14 protein-coding genes are annotated in these 17,098 nt (G+C 65.4%); 5 read left to right on the plus strand and 9 right to left on the minus strand.

Annotation, left to right across the window (positions count from 1 at the left end; translation table 11 throughout):
• Positions 1-49 precede the first annotated feature (49 nt).
• Entirely contained in the window at positions 50-1,282 is a 1,233-nt protein-coding gene (locus tag BRSPCE3_RS16265; RefSeq protein WP_244066896.1) for a L,D-transpeptidase, read from the minus strand.
• A gap of 331 nt (positions 1,283-1,613) precedes the next feature.
• Between BRSPCE3_RS16265 and BRSPCE3_RS16270 the strand changes: the two genes are divergently transcribed.
• Positions 1,614-2,471, plus strand: a complete 858-nt coding sequence (locus BRSPCE3_RS16270) for a hypothetical protein (RefSeq protein ID WP_244066897.1) — start codon at positions 1,614-1,616, stop codon at positions 2,469-2,471.
• A 69-nt stretch (positions 2,472-2,540) separates the two neighbouring features.
• On the opposite strand, the gene sseA is transcribed toward BRSPCE3_RS16270, so the two are convergent.
• The 3 genes from sseA to BRSPCE3_RS16285 are packed head-to-tail and all read right to left on the minus strand — an operon-like array spanning position 2,541 to position 5,074.
• Complete coding sequence (gene sseA, locus BRSPCE3_RS16275) at positions 2,541-3,398, minus strand: 3-mercaptopyruvate sulfurtransferase (protein WP_244066899.1); 858 nt, start codon at positions 3,396-3,398, stop codon at positions 2,541-2,543.
• 30 nt (positions 3,399-3,428) lie between these two features.
• Positions 3,429-3,842 carry a rhodanese-like domain-containing protein gene (locus BRSPCE3_RS16280; protein WP_016847778.1) on the minus strand — a complete coding sequence of 138 codons (414 nt, stop codon included), beginning with the start codon at positions 3,840-3,842 and terminating at the stop codon, positions 3,429-3,431.
• 56 nt (positions 3,843-3,898) lie between these two features.
• Positions 3,899-5,074: a VWA domain-containing protein gene (locus tag BRSPCE3_RS16285; RefSeq protein ID WP_212017737.1), complete on the minus strand. Its 1,176-nt coding sequence runs from the start codon at positions 5,072-5,074 to the stop codon at positions 3,899-3,901.
• A 182-nt stretch (positions 5,075-5,256) separates the two neighbouring features.
• Between BRSPCE3_RS16285 and BRSPCE3_RS16290 the strand changes: the two genes are divergently transcribed.
• From BRSPCE3_RS16290 to BRSPCE3_RS16305, 4 genes are all read left to right on the plus strand, one after another.
• Positions 5,257-7,155, plus strand: coding sequence for a diguanylate cyclase (locus BRSPCE3_RS16290; RefSeq protein ID WP_244066901.1), 1,899 nt, complete (start codon positions 5,257-5,259; stop codon positions 7,153-7,155).
• A 132-nt stretch (positions 7,156-7,287) separates the two neighbouring features.
• Positions 7,288-7,533, plus strand: coding sequence for a GlsB/YeaQ/YmgE family stress response membrane protein (locus BRSPCE3_RS16295; protein ID WP_244066902.1), 246 nt, complete (start codon positions 7,288-7,290; stop codon positions 7,531-7,533).
• Between the two features lie 93 nt (positions 7,534-7,626).
• The gene (locus BRSPCE3_RS16300) at positions 7,627-8,469 is read left to right on the plus strand and encodes a MoxR family ATPase (protein ID WP_212355359.1); all 843 of its coding nucleotides are present in this window, start codon (positions 7,627-7,629) and stop codon (positions 8,467-8,469) included.
• Between the two features lie 90 nt (positions 8,470-8,559).
• Positions 8,560-10,062 (plus strand): NAD(P)/FAD-dependent oxidoreductase, encoded by a 1,503-nt coding sequence (locus BRSPCE3_RS16305; protein WP_244066904.1) that lies wholly within the window; start codon positions 8,560-8,562, stop codon positions 10,060-10,062.
• Positions 10,063-10,272: 210 nt separating this feature from the next.
• On the opposite strand, the gene BRSPCE3_RS16310 is transcribed toward BRSPCE3_RS16305, so the two are convergent.
• From BRSPCE3_RS16310 to BRSPCE3_RS16330, 5 genes are all read right to left on the minus strand, one after another.
• Entirely contained in the window at positions 10,273-11,916 is a 1,644-nt protein-coding gene (locus tag BRSPCE3_RS16310) for a GMC family oxidoreductase (protein ID WP_244066905.1), read from the minus strand.
• 28 nt (positions 11,917-11,944) lie between these two features.
• Positions 11,945-12,538, minus strand: a complete 594-nt coding sequence (locus tag BRSPCE3_RS16315; protein ID WP_244066907.1) for a GNAT family N-acetyltransferase — start codon at positions 12,536-12,538, stop codon at positions 11,945-11,947.
• Positions 12,539-12,645: 107 nt separating this feature from the next.
• The gene (locus BRSPCE3_RS16320; protein WP_244066909.1) at positions 12,646-13,572 is read right to left on the minus strand and encodes an SMP-30/gluconolactonase/LRE family protein; all 927 of its coding nucleotides are present in this window, start codon (positions 13,570-13,572) and stop codon (positions 12,646-12,648) included.
• Positions 13,573-13,857: 285 nt separating this feature from the next.
• Positions 13,858-14,745, minus strand: a complete 888-nt coding sequence (locus tag BRSPCE3_RS16325; protein WP_244066910.1) for a 4-(cytidine 5'-diphospho)-2-C-methyl-D-erythritol kinase — start codon at positions 14,743-14,745, stop codon at positions 13,858-13,860.
• A gap of 287 nt (positions 14,746-15,032) precedes the next feature.
• Positions 15,033-16,820: a tetratricopeptide repeat protein gene (locus BRSPCE3_RS16330; protein WP_244066911.1), complete on the minus strand. Its 1,788-nt coding sequence runs from the start codon at positions 16,818-16,820 to the stop codon at positions 15,033-15,035.
• Positions 16,821-17,098 lie beyond the last annotated feature (278 nt).

Below are 17,098 nucleotides of genomic sequence, written 5' to 3' on the forward strand. Positions count from 1 at the left end.
AAGGCGCGCTGTTCGCGCGCCTTTTTCAATGACGAATGTGCCGGTTGGTCTAGCGTACCGTGACCGGCGCGGGCAGCGGCTGCACCGTGGTCGGCTGCGTGCCGGGCAGCGGGGCGGCCTGAGCCTGGGTCGGTGCGGGAGCCATCGGGTTCGGCGGCGGTGCGGCGGACGCCGTCGTCGTCCCCGGGGCAGCGCCGCCGGGCAGCACGACCACGCGGGTGCCGACCTTGGCGCGCTCGAACAGGTCCGAGACGTCCTCGTTCAGCATGCCGATGCAGCCCGACGAGACGAACTTGCCGATGGTCGACGGCTGGTTGGTGCCGTGAATACGATACACGGTCGAGCCGAGATACATCGCGCGCGCCCCGAGCGGGTTGCCGGGTCCGCCGGCCATGAAGCGCGGCAGATAAGGCTGCCGCTCGATCATCTCGGTCGGCGGATGCCAATCCGGCCACTCGGCCTTGCGGGTGATCTTCTGCACGCCGGTCCAGGTGAAGCCGTCGCGGCCGACGCGGACGCCGTAGCGGATCGCCCGGCCATTACCCAGGATGTAATAGAGGTAGGTGTTCGGCGTATCGACGACGATGGTGCCGGCCGGCTCCTTGGTCGCGAACGCCACTTCCTGGCGGCGCAGATTGGGGGCCAGTTGCGCCGGGCCGTCTTCCGGCTGCTCGTCCGCAGGCAGCGACGCGATCTGCAGCGGCTTGCCATTGGCATCGACCGGCGCCTGCTGCTGCGGCACCGCACCGGTCACGCCCTCGGGCGGACGCATGCCGCCGCGGTCGTCGCCATAGGACACGCCGGCGGCCGGAACACCATTGTCGCGATTGGCCTGCTGCGCGCCGGGACGATCGCCATAGATCACCGGCGGCGGCCCCATCGGCCGGCCATAGCGCGGATCATCGGGCGACATCACCGGACCAGTCGGCGCGCCACGGTCGGAATAGACCGGGGGAGCGTTCATCGGACGGCCATAGCGCGGATCGTCGGGCGACATCACCGGACCGGTCGGCGCACCGCGATCGGAATAGGCCGGCGGACGGCCATAGCGCGGGTCGTTCGGCGACGTCACCGGGCCGGGCGGCGGCAGCGCAGCCGAATCCTGCCCGTCGTCGTCATTGAGCGCGTCGAAATCCGGCATGCTGCCCTGGGGGTAGGGCTGCGGCGCCGTCGAATAGGCCGTGCCTTGCGGCGCCGGATAACCCTGCTGCGCATGCGCAAACGAGGTTCCTGCCACGCCGAGAGCCGCGGCAGCGCAAATCGTCAGAATGCGGTTGATCATCATTGCTCTTGTATAGTCCCCAAGCCACACCGGACCGTTAACGGCCCAATGCAGGAAGATAGCGGCGCATTCAAGACAAATCCGCGAAACCCGGGCTATTCCGGGCCTTTTGTGATCACGCGTCAGCGCTGCGGCAAAGATGTCTCATGGTCCGGCAAAGTCTGTCTACGTGGCCAAAGTCACCAATCGCCCGCATTTTGTAACAAACAGTCCCGGGACGTTGCGATATCCTCGAATCGGCCTGATTCGCGGCTCGCGATCCGGCTTTCTCGTGTGGTCACCGCGTTCCCTGGATATCAACACCCTCCCGTAGAAGGGGGAACCCGCGCCCATGCTCCCCGGCCTTCGTTTCCTGTTCGCTGCGATCGTGCTGGCGACTTCACTTCTGGTGTTCGGATTGGGAGCAGCTGCGCTGTTTCGCGCGGCGCATGAGGAATTCGCCAGCATTCCCGCCCGCCGGGCACCGCTCGAGCCGCAATTCGCACAGCAGCCCGAGGTGCCGCCGGCGCTTGCCATGGTGCGCGTCGAGCCGCCCGCACCTGACAAGGTGGCGACCGAGACTCCGGCAGCCCAGCCCGCGTCCGACCCGGCCGCATCCGAGCCACCTGCATCCCAGCCTGCCGCTCCCGCCGAGGTCTCGGCTCCGGCCGAGCCTGAAAAGGTTGCAGCGTTGAAGGCGGATGATCCGGCGCCGCCCGCCCCGCCGAACCCGGAAGCCCAGGCTGCGGAGACCCGGGCACCGGCCCAATCCGCCGAGGCCGCTCCGCAGGCGCAGACCGCGGATCCCTCGCCCGCAGCGCAGCCCGCGCCGGCTCCGGCCGAAGCGGCACCTGCCGCGGCTGAGCCCAAGGTCGTCGCGTTGGCCGATCCGCCCGCCGCGGCCAGCGAACCCGTGCCTGCTGCTCCAGCACCCGCGATGGCGCCACCGGAGCCCGCACCGCCGCCGTCACCGGAGGCGATCGCGGCCGCAACCAAAATTGCAACGCTGGGCGGACCTGAAGTTGTCGTCGAGGCGCCAGCGGCGCCCAAGGCCGTTGAGACAAAGAAGCCGGAGCACAAAGCGAGCGACAAGCCGGCACAGCGCAAGGAGCGGCGGCGGATTGTCCGCGCGCGCCCGGTCCGGCAGGTGATGCAGCAGCAGATCGATCCGTTCGGCCAGACCACCATGGTGCCGGTCACGCGGCGCTAGGGCTTGTTGCTCGATGCGCTTGCTTGCGCGAACCGGGGTCCACCTCGCTCGGGAGCGCCCGGCTGTTGGTCAGGCCGGTCCCGTCGCGATCGGCGGACCGCTCGCCTGTCCCCATTCCGACCACGAGCCGTCATACAGCGCGCTCTCGGTGACGCCGAGCCGGTACAGCGCGAGCGTCAGCACGCCGGCCGAGACACCCGAGCCGCAGCTCGTCACGATCGACGCATCGAGCTTCACGCCGGCACCACTGAACGACTTGCGCAGATCGTCGAGCGGCTTCATCTCGCCGGTCACGGCATCGAACAATTGGTTGTAGGGCACGTTGCGGGCGCCCGGGATGTGGCCGGCGCGGATGCCCGGCCGCGGCTCCGCCGCGCGGCCCTCGAAGCGGTCGGCGGCGCGCGCATCGATCACCTGCTCGGCACGGCTTTCGACATTGGCGATCATCTGCTCGATGCTGCGCACCCGCTTCGGATCGTAGCTTGCCTTGAAGGTCGCAGGCTTCGGCTTCACCTCGCCGCTCTCGACCGCCCGGCCCTCGGCGCGCCATTTCTTCAGGCCGCCGTTGAGAATGCGCACGTTGCGGTGGCCATAGGACAGGAACATCCACCACGCGCGTGGTGCTGCGACCCAGCCGCCCGCGTCATAGATCACCACGGTGTCGGCATTGCCGACGCCGAGCGCGCCGATGTCGCGGCCGAACTGCTCGGCGCTCGGAAACATATGCGGCAGCGGATTGGCATGATCGGACACCGCGTCGACGTCGAAGAACACCGCGCCGGGCAGATGCGCGGCGAGATAATCGTCCTTCGGCAGCGGCAGCACGCCGGGCAGCTTGAAGGTCGCGTCGAGCACCTTGACGTTGGCGTCGCCGAGATGCGCAGCCAGCCATTCGGTCGAAACGAGCGGATCGTCGGCAACAGTCATGATCTGATGTCCTTGCGGGCGTGAGGCCTTTCAGCCCTTCTTCTTCGGCTCCCAGGCCTCGATCGGACCGCCGGCCTCGCGCCAGGCGGCGAAGCCACCGCCCATATGGGCGACCGGCTTCAGGCCCATATCCTTCGCGGTCTTGGCGGCGAGCGCCGAGCGCAGGCCGCCGGCGCAGTGGAAGATGAACTTCTTGTCTTCCTGGAAGATCGGCTTGGCGTAGGGGCTGTTCGGATCGATCCAGAACTCGAGCATGCCGCGGGTGCAGGAGAATGCGCCGGGAATCTTGCCGTCGCGCTCGATCTCGCGCGGATCGCGGATGTCGACGATGACGACGTCGTTCTTGCCGATCAGGGTGATCGCGTCGGCCGCGCTGATGGTCTCGATCTCGGCATTGGCCTCGTCGATCATCACCTTGATGCCGCGGTGGATGTTCTGGGGCATGGGGCTCTCCCTGGATGTTGTTGGCGCGCCCGCCGGCGCGCGACGCATGTAGCGTTTTAGCGCACCAGCTCCCGCATCGCGTTCTCCAGACCCTCGATCGTGATCGGATACATGCGCTCGGAGAACAGGCGGCGGATGATGGTGGTCGATTCCGAATAGTCCCAGTGCTTCTGCGCCACCGGATTGAGCCACACCGCGTGCGGATAGGTGCGGGTGATGCGATCGATCCAGACCGAACCGGCTTCTTCGTTGACGTGTTCGACCGAGCCGCCGGGAACCATGATCTCGTAGGGCGACATCGAGGCGTCGCCGACGAACACCACCTTGTAGTCGTGCGGGTACTTGTGCAGCACGTCCCAGGTCGGCGTGCGATCGGTGAAGCGCCGCTTGTTCTGCTTCCAGACGCCTTCATAGAGGCAGTTGTGGAAGTAGAAATATTCCATGTGCTTGAATTCGCTCTTGGCGGCCGAGAACAGCTCCTCGACCTGCTCGATATGCGAATCCATCGAGCCGCCGATATCGAAGAACACCAGAACCTTGACCGCGTTGCGCCGCTCGGGACGCATGTGCACGTCGAGATAGCCGTGGTTGGCGGTCTCCTTGATCGTGGTGTCGAGGTCGAGTTCGTCGGGCGCGCCGGTGCGCGCGAACTTGCGCAGCCGCCGCAGCGCGACCTTGATGTTGCGGATGCCGAGCTCGACATTGCCGTCGAGATCCTTGAACTCGCGCTTGTCCCACACCTTCACGGCGCGGTTGTTGCGGTTCTTCTCCTGCCCTATCCGCACGCCCTCGGGATTATAGCCGTGGGCGCCGAACGGCGAGGTACCGGCGGTGCCGATCCACTTGCTGCCGCCCTGGTGGCGGCCCTTCTGTTCCTCGAGCCGCTTCTTCAAGGTCTCCATGAGCTTGTCCCAGCCCATGGCCTCGATCTGCTTCTTCTCTTCCTCGGTGAGATATTTCTCGGCGAGCTTCTTCAGCCACTCTTCGGGGATCTCCGCCTTGCCCATCGCATCGAGCAGGCTCTCGAGCCCCTTGAACACCGTGCCGAACACGCGGTCGAACTTGTCGAGATTGCGCTCGTCCTTGACCAGGGCGGCGCGCGACAAATAGTAGAAGTTCTCGACCGTCTGTTCGGCGAGATCGGCGTCAAGCGCTTCCATCAAGGTCAAATATTCCCGTAGCGTCACGGGGACCTGAGCGTCGCGCAGCGATGTGAAGAACTGCAGGAACATATTTACTTAAATCGCCCGCCCTGTCGGTGCCGTCAAGGGCCCCTGCCCCGGTTGCGGCCGCGGACCAGCCATTCACTTTCACTTAACCACCCCGGCCAGCTTCGGCTCCCGGGGCCGAAACGTGACGTTAAGATGGGACGTTGATCACTGGAGGCAGCACAACACCAGTGGACCCGACCGGATTGCCCAACAGCCCAGCCAAGCTGCCGAAACTGTTCTCGCCGACGGCGATCGTCGCCGCCGTGGTGACGGCGATGAGCATCTTCGTGCTCGGCCTGCTGATCTGGAAGGCGGTCGAGGCGCGCACCATGGCGCTCGCCCAGGGCGAGCGCGACATCCGTAACCTCACGCATTCGCTGGCGGAGCACGCCTCGCATTCGGTCCAGGCGATCGACGTGTCGATGAACGCGATGGTCGACCTGCTGAAATACCAGAAGCCGCGCGTCGACCGCTTCAACGCCGCCTTGCGCAAGACCGCCGACGCGCTGCCGCAGATCCGGGAGATCGGCGTGATCGACCCCGACGGCAACCGGATCTACTCGTCGGCCGCGGAATTGCCGGCGCACAACAATGCCGATCGCAGCTATTTCATCGGCCATCGCGATTCGGCCGATGCGACGCTGCATATCAGCGAGCCGCTGCAGTCGCGGCTGACCGGGCAACCGACCATCGTGCTGTCGCGACGCGTCACCAAGGAAGACGGCAGCTTCGGCGGCGTGCTGTTTGCGACCATCGAGAGCAGCTATTTCGACAATTTCTACCAGGCCTTCAAATTCGGTCCGCACGCCGGAATTACCCTGCTTCGCCTCGACGGCATCGTGCTGGCGCACTGGCCGGCCGGCAAGTGGAACAAGGAGGTCTCCGCGGCCTTCAAGGCACAGATCGAGCAGGACCGGACCGGCTACACCAAGACCACGTCGCCATTCGACGGCCGCGTCAAATATCTCGGCTTCGAGCGCGCATCGCAATATCCGATCGTGGTCACCGTCGCCTTGCCGGAAGCCCAGGTGCTGGCCGCATGGCATGAGGATTTGCGCAACGACCTGTTCGTCGCCGTGATCCTGATGGGCAGCGTGATCCTGTTCGCGATCCTGCTGGGCCGCGAGTTCGCCAAGCGAACCAAGGTCGCGCGGATGCTCCGGGAACGGGAGGCGCGCTACCGGCTGCTGGCCGACAACATCGCCGACGTCGTGATCCTGCTCGACCGCGATGGCCGCTTCCTGTTCGTGTCGCAGTCGGTCGAGACCATCCTCGGCCGCAAGCCGGACGACCTGATCGGCAAAACCTGCTTCGAGTTCGTGCACCCCGATCACCTCGCCGACGTCGCCAGGGCGACATCGGAATTGACCAACTGGACCACCACCAAGACCGTCGAGTTCAAGACCTTCCACGCCGACGGCAGCGAGGTCTGGGTCGAGATCAACTTCAAGCTGGCCGGGCTTGCGGAAGATCATCACGCCATCGAGGTGGTCGGCGTGCTGCGCGATGTGACCGAGCGCCACAAGATGGAGGACGAGCTCAACGCGCTGAACATCCGCCTGTCCGAGCTTGCAACGACCGACGGCCTGACCGCGCTCGCCAACCGCCGCAGCTTCGACAACGCGCTGCCGCGCGAGTTCCGCGACCGCGAGCAGATTTCGCTCATCATGCTCGACATCGATCACTTCAAGGGCTTCAACGACACGCAGGGCCACCAGGCCGGCGATGAATGCCTGAAGCGCGTGGCGCGCGTGATCGCGGACGCCACCGACAACACCACCGCGCTGGCCGCGCGATATGGCGGCGAGGAATTCGCGGTCATCCTGCCCGGTGTCGGCGAGCAGGATGCGCTGAAGGTCGCCGAAGCGATGCGGCTCCAGGTGCGCTCGCTTTCGATCGCCAATCCGGCGGCGCGGCGCGGCGTGGTCTCGATCAGTCTCGGGATCGCCAGCAGAACGGCCGCGACCGCGAGCGAGAGCGAATTGCTCGGCCAGGCCGACCTCGCGCTCTACGAGGCGAAACGCTCCGGACGCGACCGCACGGTGCTGGCCTCGTCGCTCGCCGGTGACAATCATTCCGCGGGGCGGAAACAGTACGCCTGACATACTATGCGCCAAGCGCCCTCTATGCGCGAAGTGCCGTCCAGGGTACCGCTGCGCTGCGGAATCCACCCTAGACCGCCCGGCTTTTTCAATTACAATTGCGCCTGACAAGACATCGGGCAGGACGTTTGAATGGGCATCATTGCGGCACTGGTGATCGGTGCGATTGCCGGCTGGCTCGCTGGCCTGATCGTGCGCGGCGCGGGCTTCGGACTGATCGGCAACATGGTCGTCGGCATCATCGGCGCGCTGGTGGCGAGCTGGCTGTTGCCGCGGCTGGGCATCAGCCTCGGCGGCAGTGCGATCCGCGACATCGTCAACGCGACGATCGGCGCCGTGATCGTGCTGGTGATCGTGTCGTTCGTCAGACGCGCGTGACCGGACAATTTGCATCTCCGACGGCCGCTGCGAGAGCGGTCGTTTCATGTTGAGGCCGAGACGGCCAACGAACGAAGCAAGGCGAAGAGATAGATGAAATTCACGGGTACCAAGGACTACGTCGCAACCGATGACCTCAAGGTCGCCGTCAATGCCGCCATCGTGCTCGAGCGCCCGCTGCTGGTGAAGGGCGAGCCCGGCACCGGCAAGACCGTGCTGGCCGAGGAAGTCGCCAAGGCGATCGACGCGCCGCTTCTGACCTGGCACATCAAGTCGACCACCAAGGCGCAGCAGGGCCTCTACGAATACGACGCGGTGTCGCGGCTGCGCGACAGCCAGCTCGGCGACGCGCGCGTCTCCGACATCAAGAACTACATCAAGCGCGGCAAGCTGTGGGAGGCCTTCACCCACGAGAAGCGCCCGGTGCTGCTGATCGACGAGATCGACAAGGCCGACATCGAATTCCCCAACGACCTCTTGCTCGAGCTCGACCGGATGGAGTTCCACGTCTACGAGACCGGCGAGACCATCAAGGCGAAGCTGCGCCCGATCGTGATGATCACGTCGAACAACGAGAAGGAACTGCCGGACGCGTTCCTGCGCCGCTGCTTCTTCCACTACATCAAGTTCCCCGACGCCGACACCATGGGCCGGATCGTCGACGTGCACTTCCCCAACATCAAGAAGCGGCTGGTGGAAGAGGCGCTGCGGATCTTCTTCGAGGTCCGCGAAGTGCCGGGCCTGAAGAAGAAGCCCTCGACCTCCGAGCTGCTCGACTGGCTCAAGCTGCTGCTCAACGAGGACATCACGCCCGAGATGCTCAGGGAGCGTGACCCGCGCAAGCTGATCCCGCCGCTGCACGGCGCGCTGCTCAAGAACGAGCAGGACGTGCATCTGTTCGAGCGGCTGGCGTTCCTCAGCCGCCGCGAAGTCTAGTTACGAGATCGGCAAACGCCGGGGCGATGGCTCCGGCGTTTTGCTTCCAGTGCCCAACGAACAAGCCAACAAGCAAGAAGACCAGGGAAGATGAACGTCCAGACCCAAATCCGCGCCGCCGAGCCCGTCACGACCGAGCATTTCGACGTCCTGATCGCGGGCGCCGGCATCTCCGGCGTCGGTGCCGCCTATCACCTCACCACGCAATGCAAGGGCACCAGCTTCGTGGTGCTGGAGACGCAGAAGACCTTCGGCGGCACCTGGTCGACGCACCGCTATCCCGGTATCCGCTCCGACAGCGACCTGCACACTTTCGGCTATCGCTTCAAGCCGTGGACCAGCGCGCCGATCGCCAGCGCGGCCGAGATCCTGAAATACATGGGAGAGGTGATCGAGGAGAACGATCTCGCCCGCCACATCCGCTATCGCCACACCATCACCGCAGCGGAGTGGTCGAACGAGACCAATCTCTGGACCATCGATGCTGTGCGCATCGACACCGGCGAGCAGCTGCGCTTCACCACCAACTTCTTCTGGATGTGCCAGGGCTACTACCGCCACGACGCCGGCTACACGCCCGAATGGACCGACATGGCGAAGTTCAAGGGCACGGTGGTGCATCCGCAGACCTGGCCCGACGACCTCGACTACAAGGGCAAGCGCGTGGTCGTGATCGGCTCCGGCGCGACCGCCGCGACCCTGATCCCGGCGATGGCCAAGGACGCCGGCCATGTCACCATGCTGCAGCGTTCGCCGACCTATTTCCGCACCGGCCGCAACGCGATCGAGATCGCCGAGGAATTGCGCCGGCTGCAGGTCGACGAGCACTGGATCCACGAGATCACCCGCCGCAAGATCCTGTTCGAGCAGGACGCCTTCACCAAGCGCACCTTCGCCGAGCCGGAGGGCGCCAGGAAGGACCTGCTGGCGGCGGTCGAAGCCGTTCTCGGCAAGGACTACGACATCGCCACCCATTTCACGCCGCGCTACCGGCCGTGGCGGCAGCGCATCGCCTTCATTCCGGACGCCGACCTGTTCCACGCCATCAAGGACGGCAAGGCCTCGGTCGTCACCGACGAGATCGAGCGCTTCACCGAGACCGGCATCCTGCTCAAGACCGGCAAGCAGCTCGAGGCCGACATCATCATCACCGCGACCGGCTTCCACCTCTCCGCCAATGGCGGCATCGACTTCGCGATCGACGGCAAGCCGCTCGATTTCAAGGACACCGTGACCTATCGCGGCATGATGTTCACCGGCGTGCCGAACCTCGTCTGGGTGTTCGGCTATTTCCGCGCCAGCTGGACCTTGCGCGTCGATCTGGTCGGCGACTTCGTCTGCCGCATGCTCAACCACATGAAGGCGACCGGCGCGAACAAGGTGACGCCGGAGCTGCGGCCGGAAGACCACAACATGCCGCTGCTGCCGTGGATCGATCCGGAGAACTTCAACCCCGGCTACATGATGCGCGGCATGCACCTGCTGCCGAAGCGCGGCGACAAGCCGGAGTGGCAGCACAACCAGGACTACTGGGCCGAGAAGGACGAATTCCCGGCGATCGACCTCAAGGACAAGGCGTTCGTCTACGGCTGAGCGCCTGATAGCAGTCCCGTCATCCTGAGGGGCTAACGGTCGCACACTCTCCGCTGTCGTCCCGGCGAAGGCCGGGACCCATACTCCGCGGCGGATATTGCCCACGGGATTCGTCATTCCACCGGCACACAACAATAACCATCGGTGGTTATGGGTCCCGGCCTCCGCCGGGACGACGCTGAACGATGATCGTCGTACTTATCAACTTCCTCACGCATACTCCGGCAGCTTCGCCGCCGCCTCGGGCGTCTTGCCGCGGATCATGTCGGAGGCCTTGTCGGCGATCATCAGGGTCGAGGCGTTGAGGTTGGCCGAGATCATCCGCGGCATGATCGAGGCGTCGATCACGCGCAGGCCCTCCATGCCATGGACCCGCAGCTGGTCGTCGACCACGGCCCACGGCGCATCGGCCGGACCCATCCGGCAGGTGCAGCCGGGATGGAAGGTGGTGGTGCCGCGCTGGGTCGCGGCCGCGAGCAGCTCGTCGTCGCTGGTGACCTTCGGACCCGGAAAGTCCTCATAGGCGTAGTACGGGCTGAGCGGCTCGGAGGCGAGCAGCCGGCGCGCCAGCTTCATGCCGGCAACAACGACGCGGCGGTCGATCTCCTCGGCGAGGTAGTTGGTCTGGATGATCGGCGGTGCGAACGGATCGGCCGAGCGGATCCGGACATAGCCGCGGCTCTCCGGCCGCTGCTGCCATGACGCGACCGTCATGCCGGGCTCGTCCTCGAGCTGGCCCTGCACGCCTTCCTTGTAGCTCGCCGGCGTGAAGGTGAGCTGCAAATCGGAGCTCTCGGTGGTCTCGCCGGAATGCCAGAAACAGTAGACCATGGTCGGCGACAGCGACAGCAGGCCGCGCCGCGTCGTCGCCCATTTGATCGCCTCGCCCCACAGGCTGAAGCCGCGGCGCATTTCGTTGATGGTCCTGATATTCTTGACCCGCGCCACCGAGCGCGGCGCGTAGTGATCCTGCAGGCCCTCGCCGACGCCCGGCAACGCGTGGCGCACCTCGATGCCGTGCGACTGCAAGAGGTCGGGCGAACCGACGCCAGAGAGCTGCAACAGCTGCGGCGAGTTGTAGGCGCCGCCGGAGAGGATGACCTCCTTGGTGGCGCGGATCTCCAACGGATCGCCGTGCTTGCCGCCGCGGTTATAGCGCACGCCGACCGCGCGCTTGCCCTCGAAGATGATGCCGGTGACATGGGCATGCGTCCGCACATCGACATTCGGCCGCTTTCGCGCCGGATGCAGGAACGCGGTGGCGGCGCTGACCCTTCGGCCGTTCAGGATGGTGCGCTGGCAGTACGACACGCCCTCCTGGATCTGGCCGTTGTAATCGGGATTGCGCGGAATGCCGAGCGAGACCGCGCCCGCCATGAAGGCCTCGCAGAGCGGGTCCTGCCAGTCCATCGTGGTGACGGTGAGATTGCCGTCGCGGCCACGATAGGTGTCGTCGCCCTCGCCGATCCTTCGCTCCATGCGCCGGAAATACGGCAGCACGTCGGGATAGCCCCAGCCGCGATTGCCGAGCTGCGCCCAGGTGTCGAAATCCTGGCGCTGGCCGCGATTGTAGATGTGGCCGTTGATCGAGGACGAGCCGCCGAGCGTCTTGCCGCGCGGCGCATAGATGCTGCGCCCGCCGGTGTAGGGACCCACCTCCTGCTGGTAGGCCCAGTTCACGCTCTTCATGTGGAACGTCTTGATGAAGCCGGCCGGCAGATGGATGTAGGGATGCCAGTCGCTCGGCCCGGCCTCCAGCACGCACACCCTGACAGCAGCGTCTTCGCTCAACCGGTTGGTCAGCACGCTCCCGGCGGAGCCTGCGCCGATGATCACATAATCGAACGTTTCCATCGTCTCGTTTCTGGCGCCGACCAGGATGTCAGCGCGGCTTTTCGTTGAGTTGATAGTTGAGATGCGCCTTCACCGTCGGCCATTCGCTGGCGATGATGCTGTAAACCACGGTATCGCGCAACGTGCCGTTGGGCGCGATCTGGTGGCTGCGCAGGACGCCGTCCTGCTTGGCACCCAAGCGCTCGATGCCGCGCCGGCTCTGGTGATTGAAGAAATGCGTGCGGAACTCGACCGCGATGCAATCGAGCTTCTCGAACGCGTGCTGGAGCAGCAGCAATTTGCACTGCGTATTGACCGCGCTGCGCTGCACACGCTTGGCGTACCAGGTCGAGCCGATCTCGACGCGGCGGTTCGGCGTATCGACGTTCATGTAGGTGGTCATGCCGGAAATCTTGCCGTCGGCGTCGAACACCGTGAACGGCAGCATGGTCCCCGCGGTCTGCAGGCCGAGACGGCGGTCGATCTCCTTGGCCATGTTCTCCGGCTGCGGGATCGCGGTGTACCAGAGGTTGGAGAGACCACCGTCTTTCACGGCTTCCGTCAGTCCATCGACGTGAGCGTGCGACAGCGGTTCAAGCCGCGCATGCGCGCCGCGAAGGGTGACAGGTTCGAGCCAGGGCATTTTATATCCTTTCCGTCATTGCGAGCGAAGCGAAGCAATCCATCTGTCCTCAGATGCGGCTCGATGGATTGCTTCGTCGCTTCGCTCCTCTCAATGACGTTCTTACGTCACTTGTTCAGAAAATTCAGCGGCAATCCCGGCCGCGACCAATCCATCGCGATCAGCTCGCCCTTACCGGACAGCGTGATGTAGGCGGTCTTCAGGTCGGGGCCGCCGAACGCGATATTGGTGGTGACACGGTCGCCGGTCGGCACCTGCTCGACCAATGCGCCGTCGGGTGCGATCACCGAGATGCAGCCCGAGATCAGCGTCGCGACGCAGACATTGCCCGACGCTTCGACCGCGAGCGAGTCGAACATCTGGTAGCCGCCGAGGCCGGCAATCGGCTTGCCGCGCTCGCCGCGATAGATCACGTCGCGCGGCTTGATGGTGCCGGGCTCGGAGACCTCGTAGGCCCACAGCCGCGCGGTCGGCGTCTCCGCGATGTAGACGGTCTTCTCGTCCGGCGAGAGACCGATGCCGTTGGCCGGCAGGATGCCGTGCACGGCCTCGACGATCTCGTTCATGCCGGGCTTCAGATAATAGAACGCGCCGACATCCATCTCGCGGGCGCGGCGCTTGCCGAGATCGGAGAACCACAGGCCGCCCTGCCTGTCGAACACCAGATCATTCGGTCCGCGCAGTTCGTGCTCGCCGCACTTCGCCACCACGGTCTCGACCTTGCCGGATTGCAGATCGACGCGCTGGATCGAGCCGCCGAGATAATCCTCCGGCTGCGGTCCGGGCATGATCATGTTCTTGGTCGGGATCCAAGAGAAGCCGCCATTGTTGCAGATGTAGATCTTGCCGTCGGGGCCGAGCGCGGCGCCGTTCGGGCCACCCGGCACCTTGGCGACGATCTCCTTGCGTCCGTCGGGATAGATCCGGGTCAGCCGCTGGCCGCGGATTTCGACCAGCACGACCGAGCCGTCGGGCATCACGACCGGACCTTCGGGAAATTCGAGATCGGTGGCGAGAACTCGGATATTGGCCATGGCATCCTCCCGGCTCTTTGGCTGCCGGCGGTCTCCGAACGGCCCCGCACGCGCAACGTTGTTGTTCATCCTGTTATGGCAAACGGGATTTGGCTTGCCAAGCAACCGGGGGTGCAAGGCTGCCCGGCGTTGCGGCGGGATGATGCCGCAGATGCCGCCGTCGTCATTCCGGGGCGTGCGAAGCACGAGCCCGGAATCCATCAGGCCGCATCATCCATGGATGAATGGATTCCGGGCTCGCGCTGCGCGCGCCCCGGAATGACGGAGAGGGAGAATGGACGCGCGCTAGCTCAGCGCGCCCGCATGCACCCACCAGCCGGGATGCCCGGCGCGGAGCTTCTCGCCCGCGGCCTCTGCGTCGGCGTCGGTGGCGAAGATCGCAAAGCAGGTCGCGCCGGATCCCGACATGCGCACCAGGCGAGCGCCGCCGGTCGCACGCAACGCCGACAAGACGTCGCTGATGACGGGCTCGATGCGCGCGGCCGGGGCTTCGAGATCGTTGGTGCCGCGTGACAGCGCCGCGATCCAGTCATCCACCGCGCGGCCGGCGTCCGGCCAGTCCGGCGCCTGCATCATCACATCGGTGGCGCCGATCAGCAGCTCGCCGTGACGCAGGCCGAGCGCGTTGAAGACATCCTTGGTCGCAACCGGCACGCGCGGATTGACCAGCACGCAGGGCATTTTCGGCAAATCGAGCGGCAGCAGGCCTTCGCCGACGCCGGTCATGTCGCAGGCGCGCGAGGCGACACACACCGGCACGTCGGCGCCGGTCTGCAGCGCGACCTCCATGATCCTGCTGTCGTCGAGCGAGAGCTCATTGAGCCGTGCCAGCAACCGCAGCGCGGCCGCGGCATCCGCCGAGCCGCCGCCGATGCCGGCTGCAACCGGCAGCACCTTCTCCAGCGTGAAGTGGCCGACCTCGAGGTCCGCGACGCGCTCGCCGAGCAGCCGCGCGGCCTTAAGCACCAGATTGTCCGAGGTATCGCCGCACGCGTCGGCCAGCGGCCCCAGCATCGAGAGCGACAATTCGGGCCCCGGCTCGAGCGTGAGACGATCGGCGCAATCGGCAAACGCGACCACGCTTTCGAGGTCGTGAAACCCGTCGACGCGCCGTCCGACAACCCTGAGCGTCAGGTTGACCTTGGCACGCCCTTCTTCAATCAGCGCCGGCACGGCGATAAACCCCTAAAAAACAAACATCGTGCTGCGATTAGCGTAAATCGCCGCACGATCCTATCCCTTTGTTTGCATGGAAATTCCAGGGGGCATCCGGCCCAAGCGCCGCATCCACCGCCGCCATCCCTGCCCGGTGCGCAATTGCGCACGGGAGCAGGGACCCATAGCCGCGGCGGATGGTGTGAACGGGATTCGTCGTTCAGGCAGTCTGCAGCAACAACCGTCGGTGGTTATGGGTCCCTGCTTCCGCAGGGACGACACCGAATTTGCCGCACGAGCTAGCCCTAGCCGCCCTTGCCGTCGTCGTCCTTCTTCTTGTCGGCGGCGGCGGCGGACGAGTTGGCATCATCCGGCAGGCCGTTGTCGATCTTGGCCTGGATCTTCGGCAGCTCTTCCGGCTCGGGCTTGAGATCGCGCGCATGCGCCCACTGGAACCTGGCTTCCAGCGTGCGGCCCACGCGCCAATAGGCATCGCCGAGATGGTCGTTGATGGTCGGATCTTCCGGCTTCAGGTCGATCGCGCGCTCGAGGTTCTTCACCGCCTCGTCGTAATTGCCGATCCGGTAATAGGCCCAGCCGAGGGAGTCGACGATGTAGCCGTCATCAGGGCGCTGATCGACGGCACGCTTGATCATCTTCATGCCTTCGTCGAGGTTGATGCCCTGGTCGATCCAGGAATAGCCGAGATAGTTCAGCACATGCGGCTGCTCGGGCTGCAGCTCGAGCGCCTTGCGCATGTCGGCCTCGGCCTTGTTCCACTGCTTGGAGCGCTCCTCGCAGATGCCGCGGTAGTAATAGGTGACCCAGGCGTTCTTGTCGCCGCCGGCCGGCAGCGCGTCGATCGCCTGCGAATAGGTGGTGGCGCAGTCGGCGAACTTCTTGCGGCCGCGCTCGATATTGCCGAGCGCCAGGATCGCCTCGATGTCCTTCGGCTGATCCGCGGTGACTTCCTTGAGGATCTTGATCGCCTCGTCGCTGCGGTCGGCGGCGTCGAGATTGGTCGCGAGCTGGATCTGGGCGTTGCGCTTCAGCGGCGAGGACGCCGGCATCCGCTCATAGACCTTGATCGCCATCTGCGGCTTCTTGACCGATTCATAGAGATCGGCGAGCGACAGCAGCGCCAGCGGATGGTTCGGCTGCAGATAGAGCGCGAGCTGCAGATAGACCAGCGCGAGGTCCTCGCCGCCGCGGCGGGTCAGCGTCGCACCGATGCCGTACAGCGCCTCGGCGGCGCCGGCCTGCGGTGAATCGACCAGCGGCGGCAGCTTCTTGCCGGCCTTGGTCTCCTTGATGCCTTCCAGCACCAGCGGGTGTCGCGGCAGCTTCTTGTCGAACGCCTCGTACATCGCGGTCGCGGCGGCGGCGTCCTTGTTGCGCGAGGTCCAGCGCGCATATTCATCGACCGTGCGCAGCATCGAATCGTCGAGCTTGTACACCTTCTCGAAGCGGGCGCCGGCGTCCTTCTCCTTGCCGGAGAGCTCGTAGATCATGCCGGCGTGGAGATCCTTGAAGATCGGATACCACTCGGGACCGGTCAGCTTGTCGATCGAGGCGACCGCCCCCTTGCCGTCGCCGGCGCCATAGGCCGCCCAGGCCGACAGCAGCGTGGCCACCAGGTCGGTGATCGGGCCGCGGATCGACTGGTTGATGTTGGACTGCGCAGCGGCGTACTTCTTCAGCTTGAGGTCGCGCACGCCGACGACCAGGCGCGCGACGCGGTTGGCCTTGTCCTGGGTCAGGATGCGGTCGGCGAGCTTGACCGCCTCCTCGATGTCGCCGTCGGCGAGCGAGGAGATGAAGGCGCGGTCGAGCAGCTCGGAATTCTTCGGGTCGGTGCGCAGCGCGGAGCGGTAGAACGCCGCGGCCGAGGACGCATCGCGCTCGACGCTGGCGTGGCGGGCGGCGAGATAGCTGCCGGCGGTGGTCAGCGATTTCAGGTCGTTCTTGGACGGGAACTGCGCAGCATTGTCGGTCGGATGGTCGGGCGTCTGCGCCGAAAGCTGCGCAGGCACGGCAAGCGCCGCGGCAGCGAGAACGGCAATCGTCAGGCGGTTGAATCGGGTGGACAGCATCACGGTCGCCTTGCTCCAGGGATTTACGCCAAGATGGATTTTACGGCCAAGAACTCTACAAGCTAAGATCTTGCGATCAGTCTCAAAATGCGAACCCAAGCGGCGGCATCACGGCGGGGGACAATGCCGGTTTTGGCGTCTATCCGCAAGGATCGCCCGGGGGCAATCCGTGACGAATCAATTGGCAGATTAGGCCCTTAGACCCGCCGATCCAGCCAGCCTTCGCAAGACGCTTCCACTATGGCGGTATCGTGACCGGGCCGCGCATATTCGCGTGC

This window comes from Bradyrhizobium sp. Ce-3, assembly GCF_022835695.1.
Classification (GTDB): Bacteria; Pseudomonadota; Alphaproteobacteria; order Rhizobiales; family Xanthobacteraceae; genus Bradyrhizobium.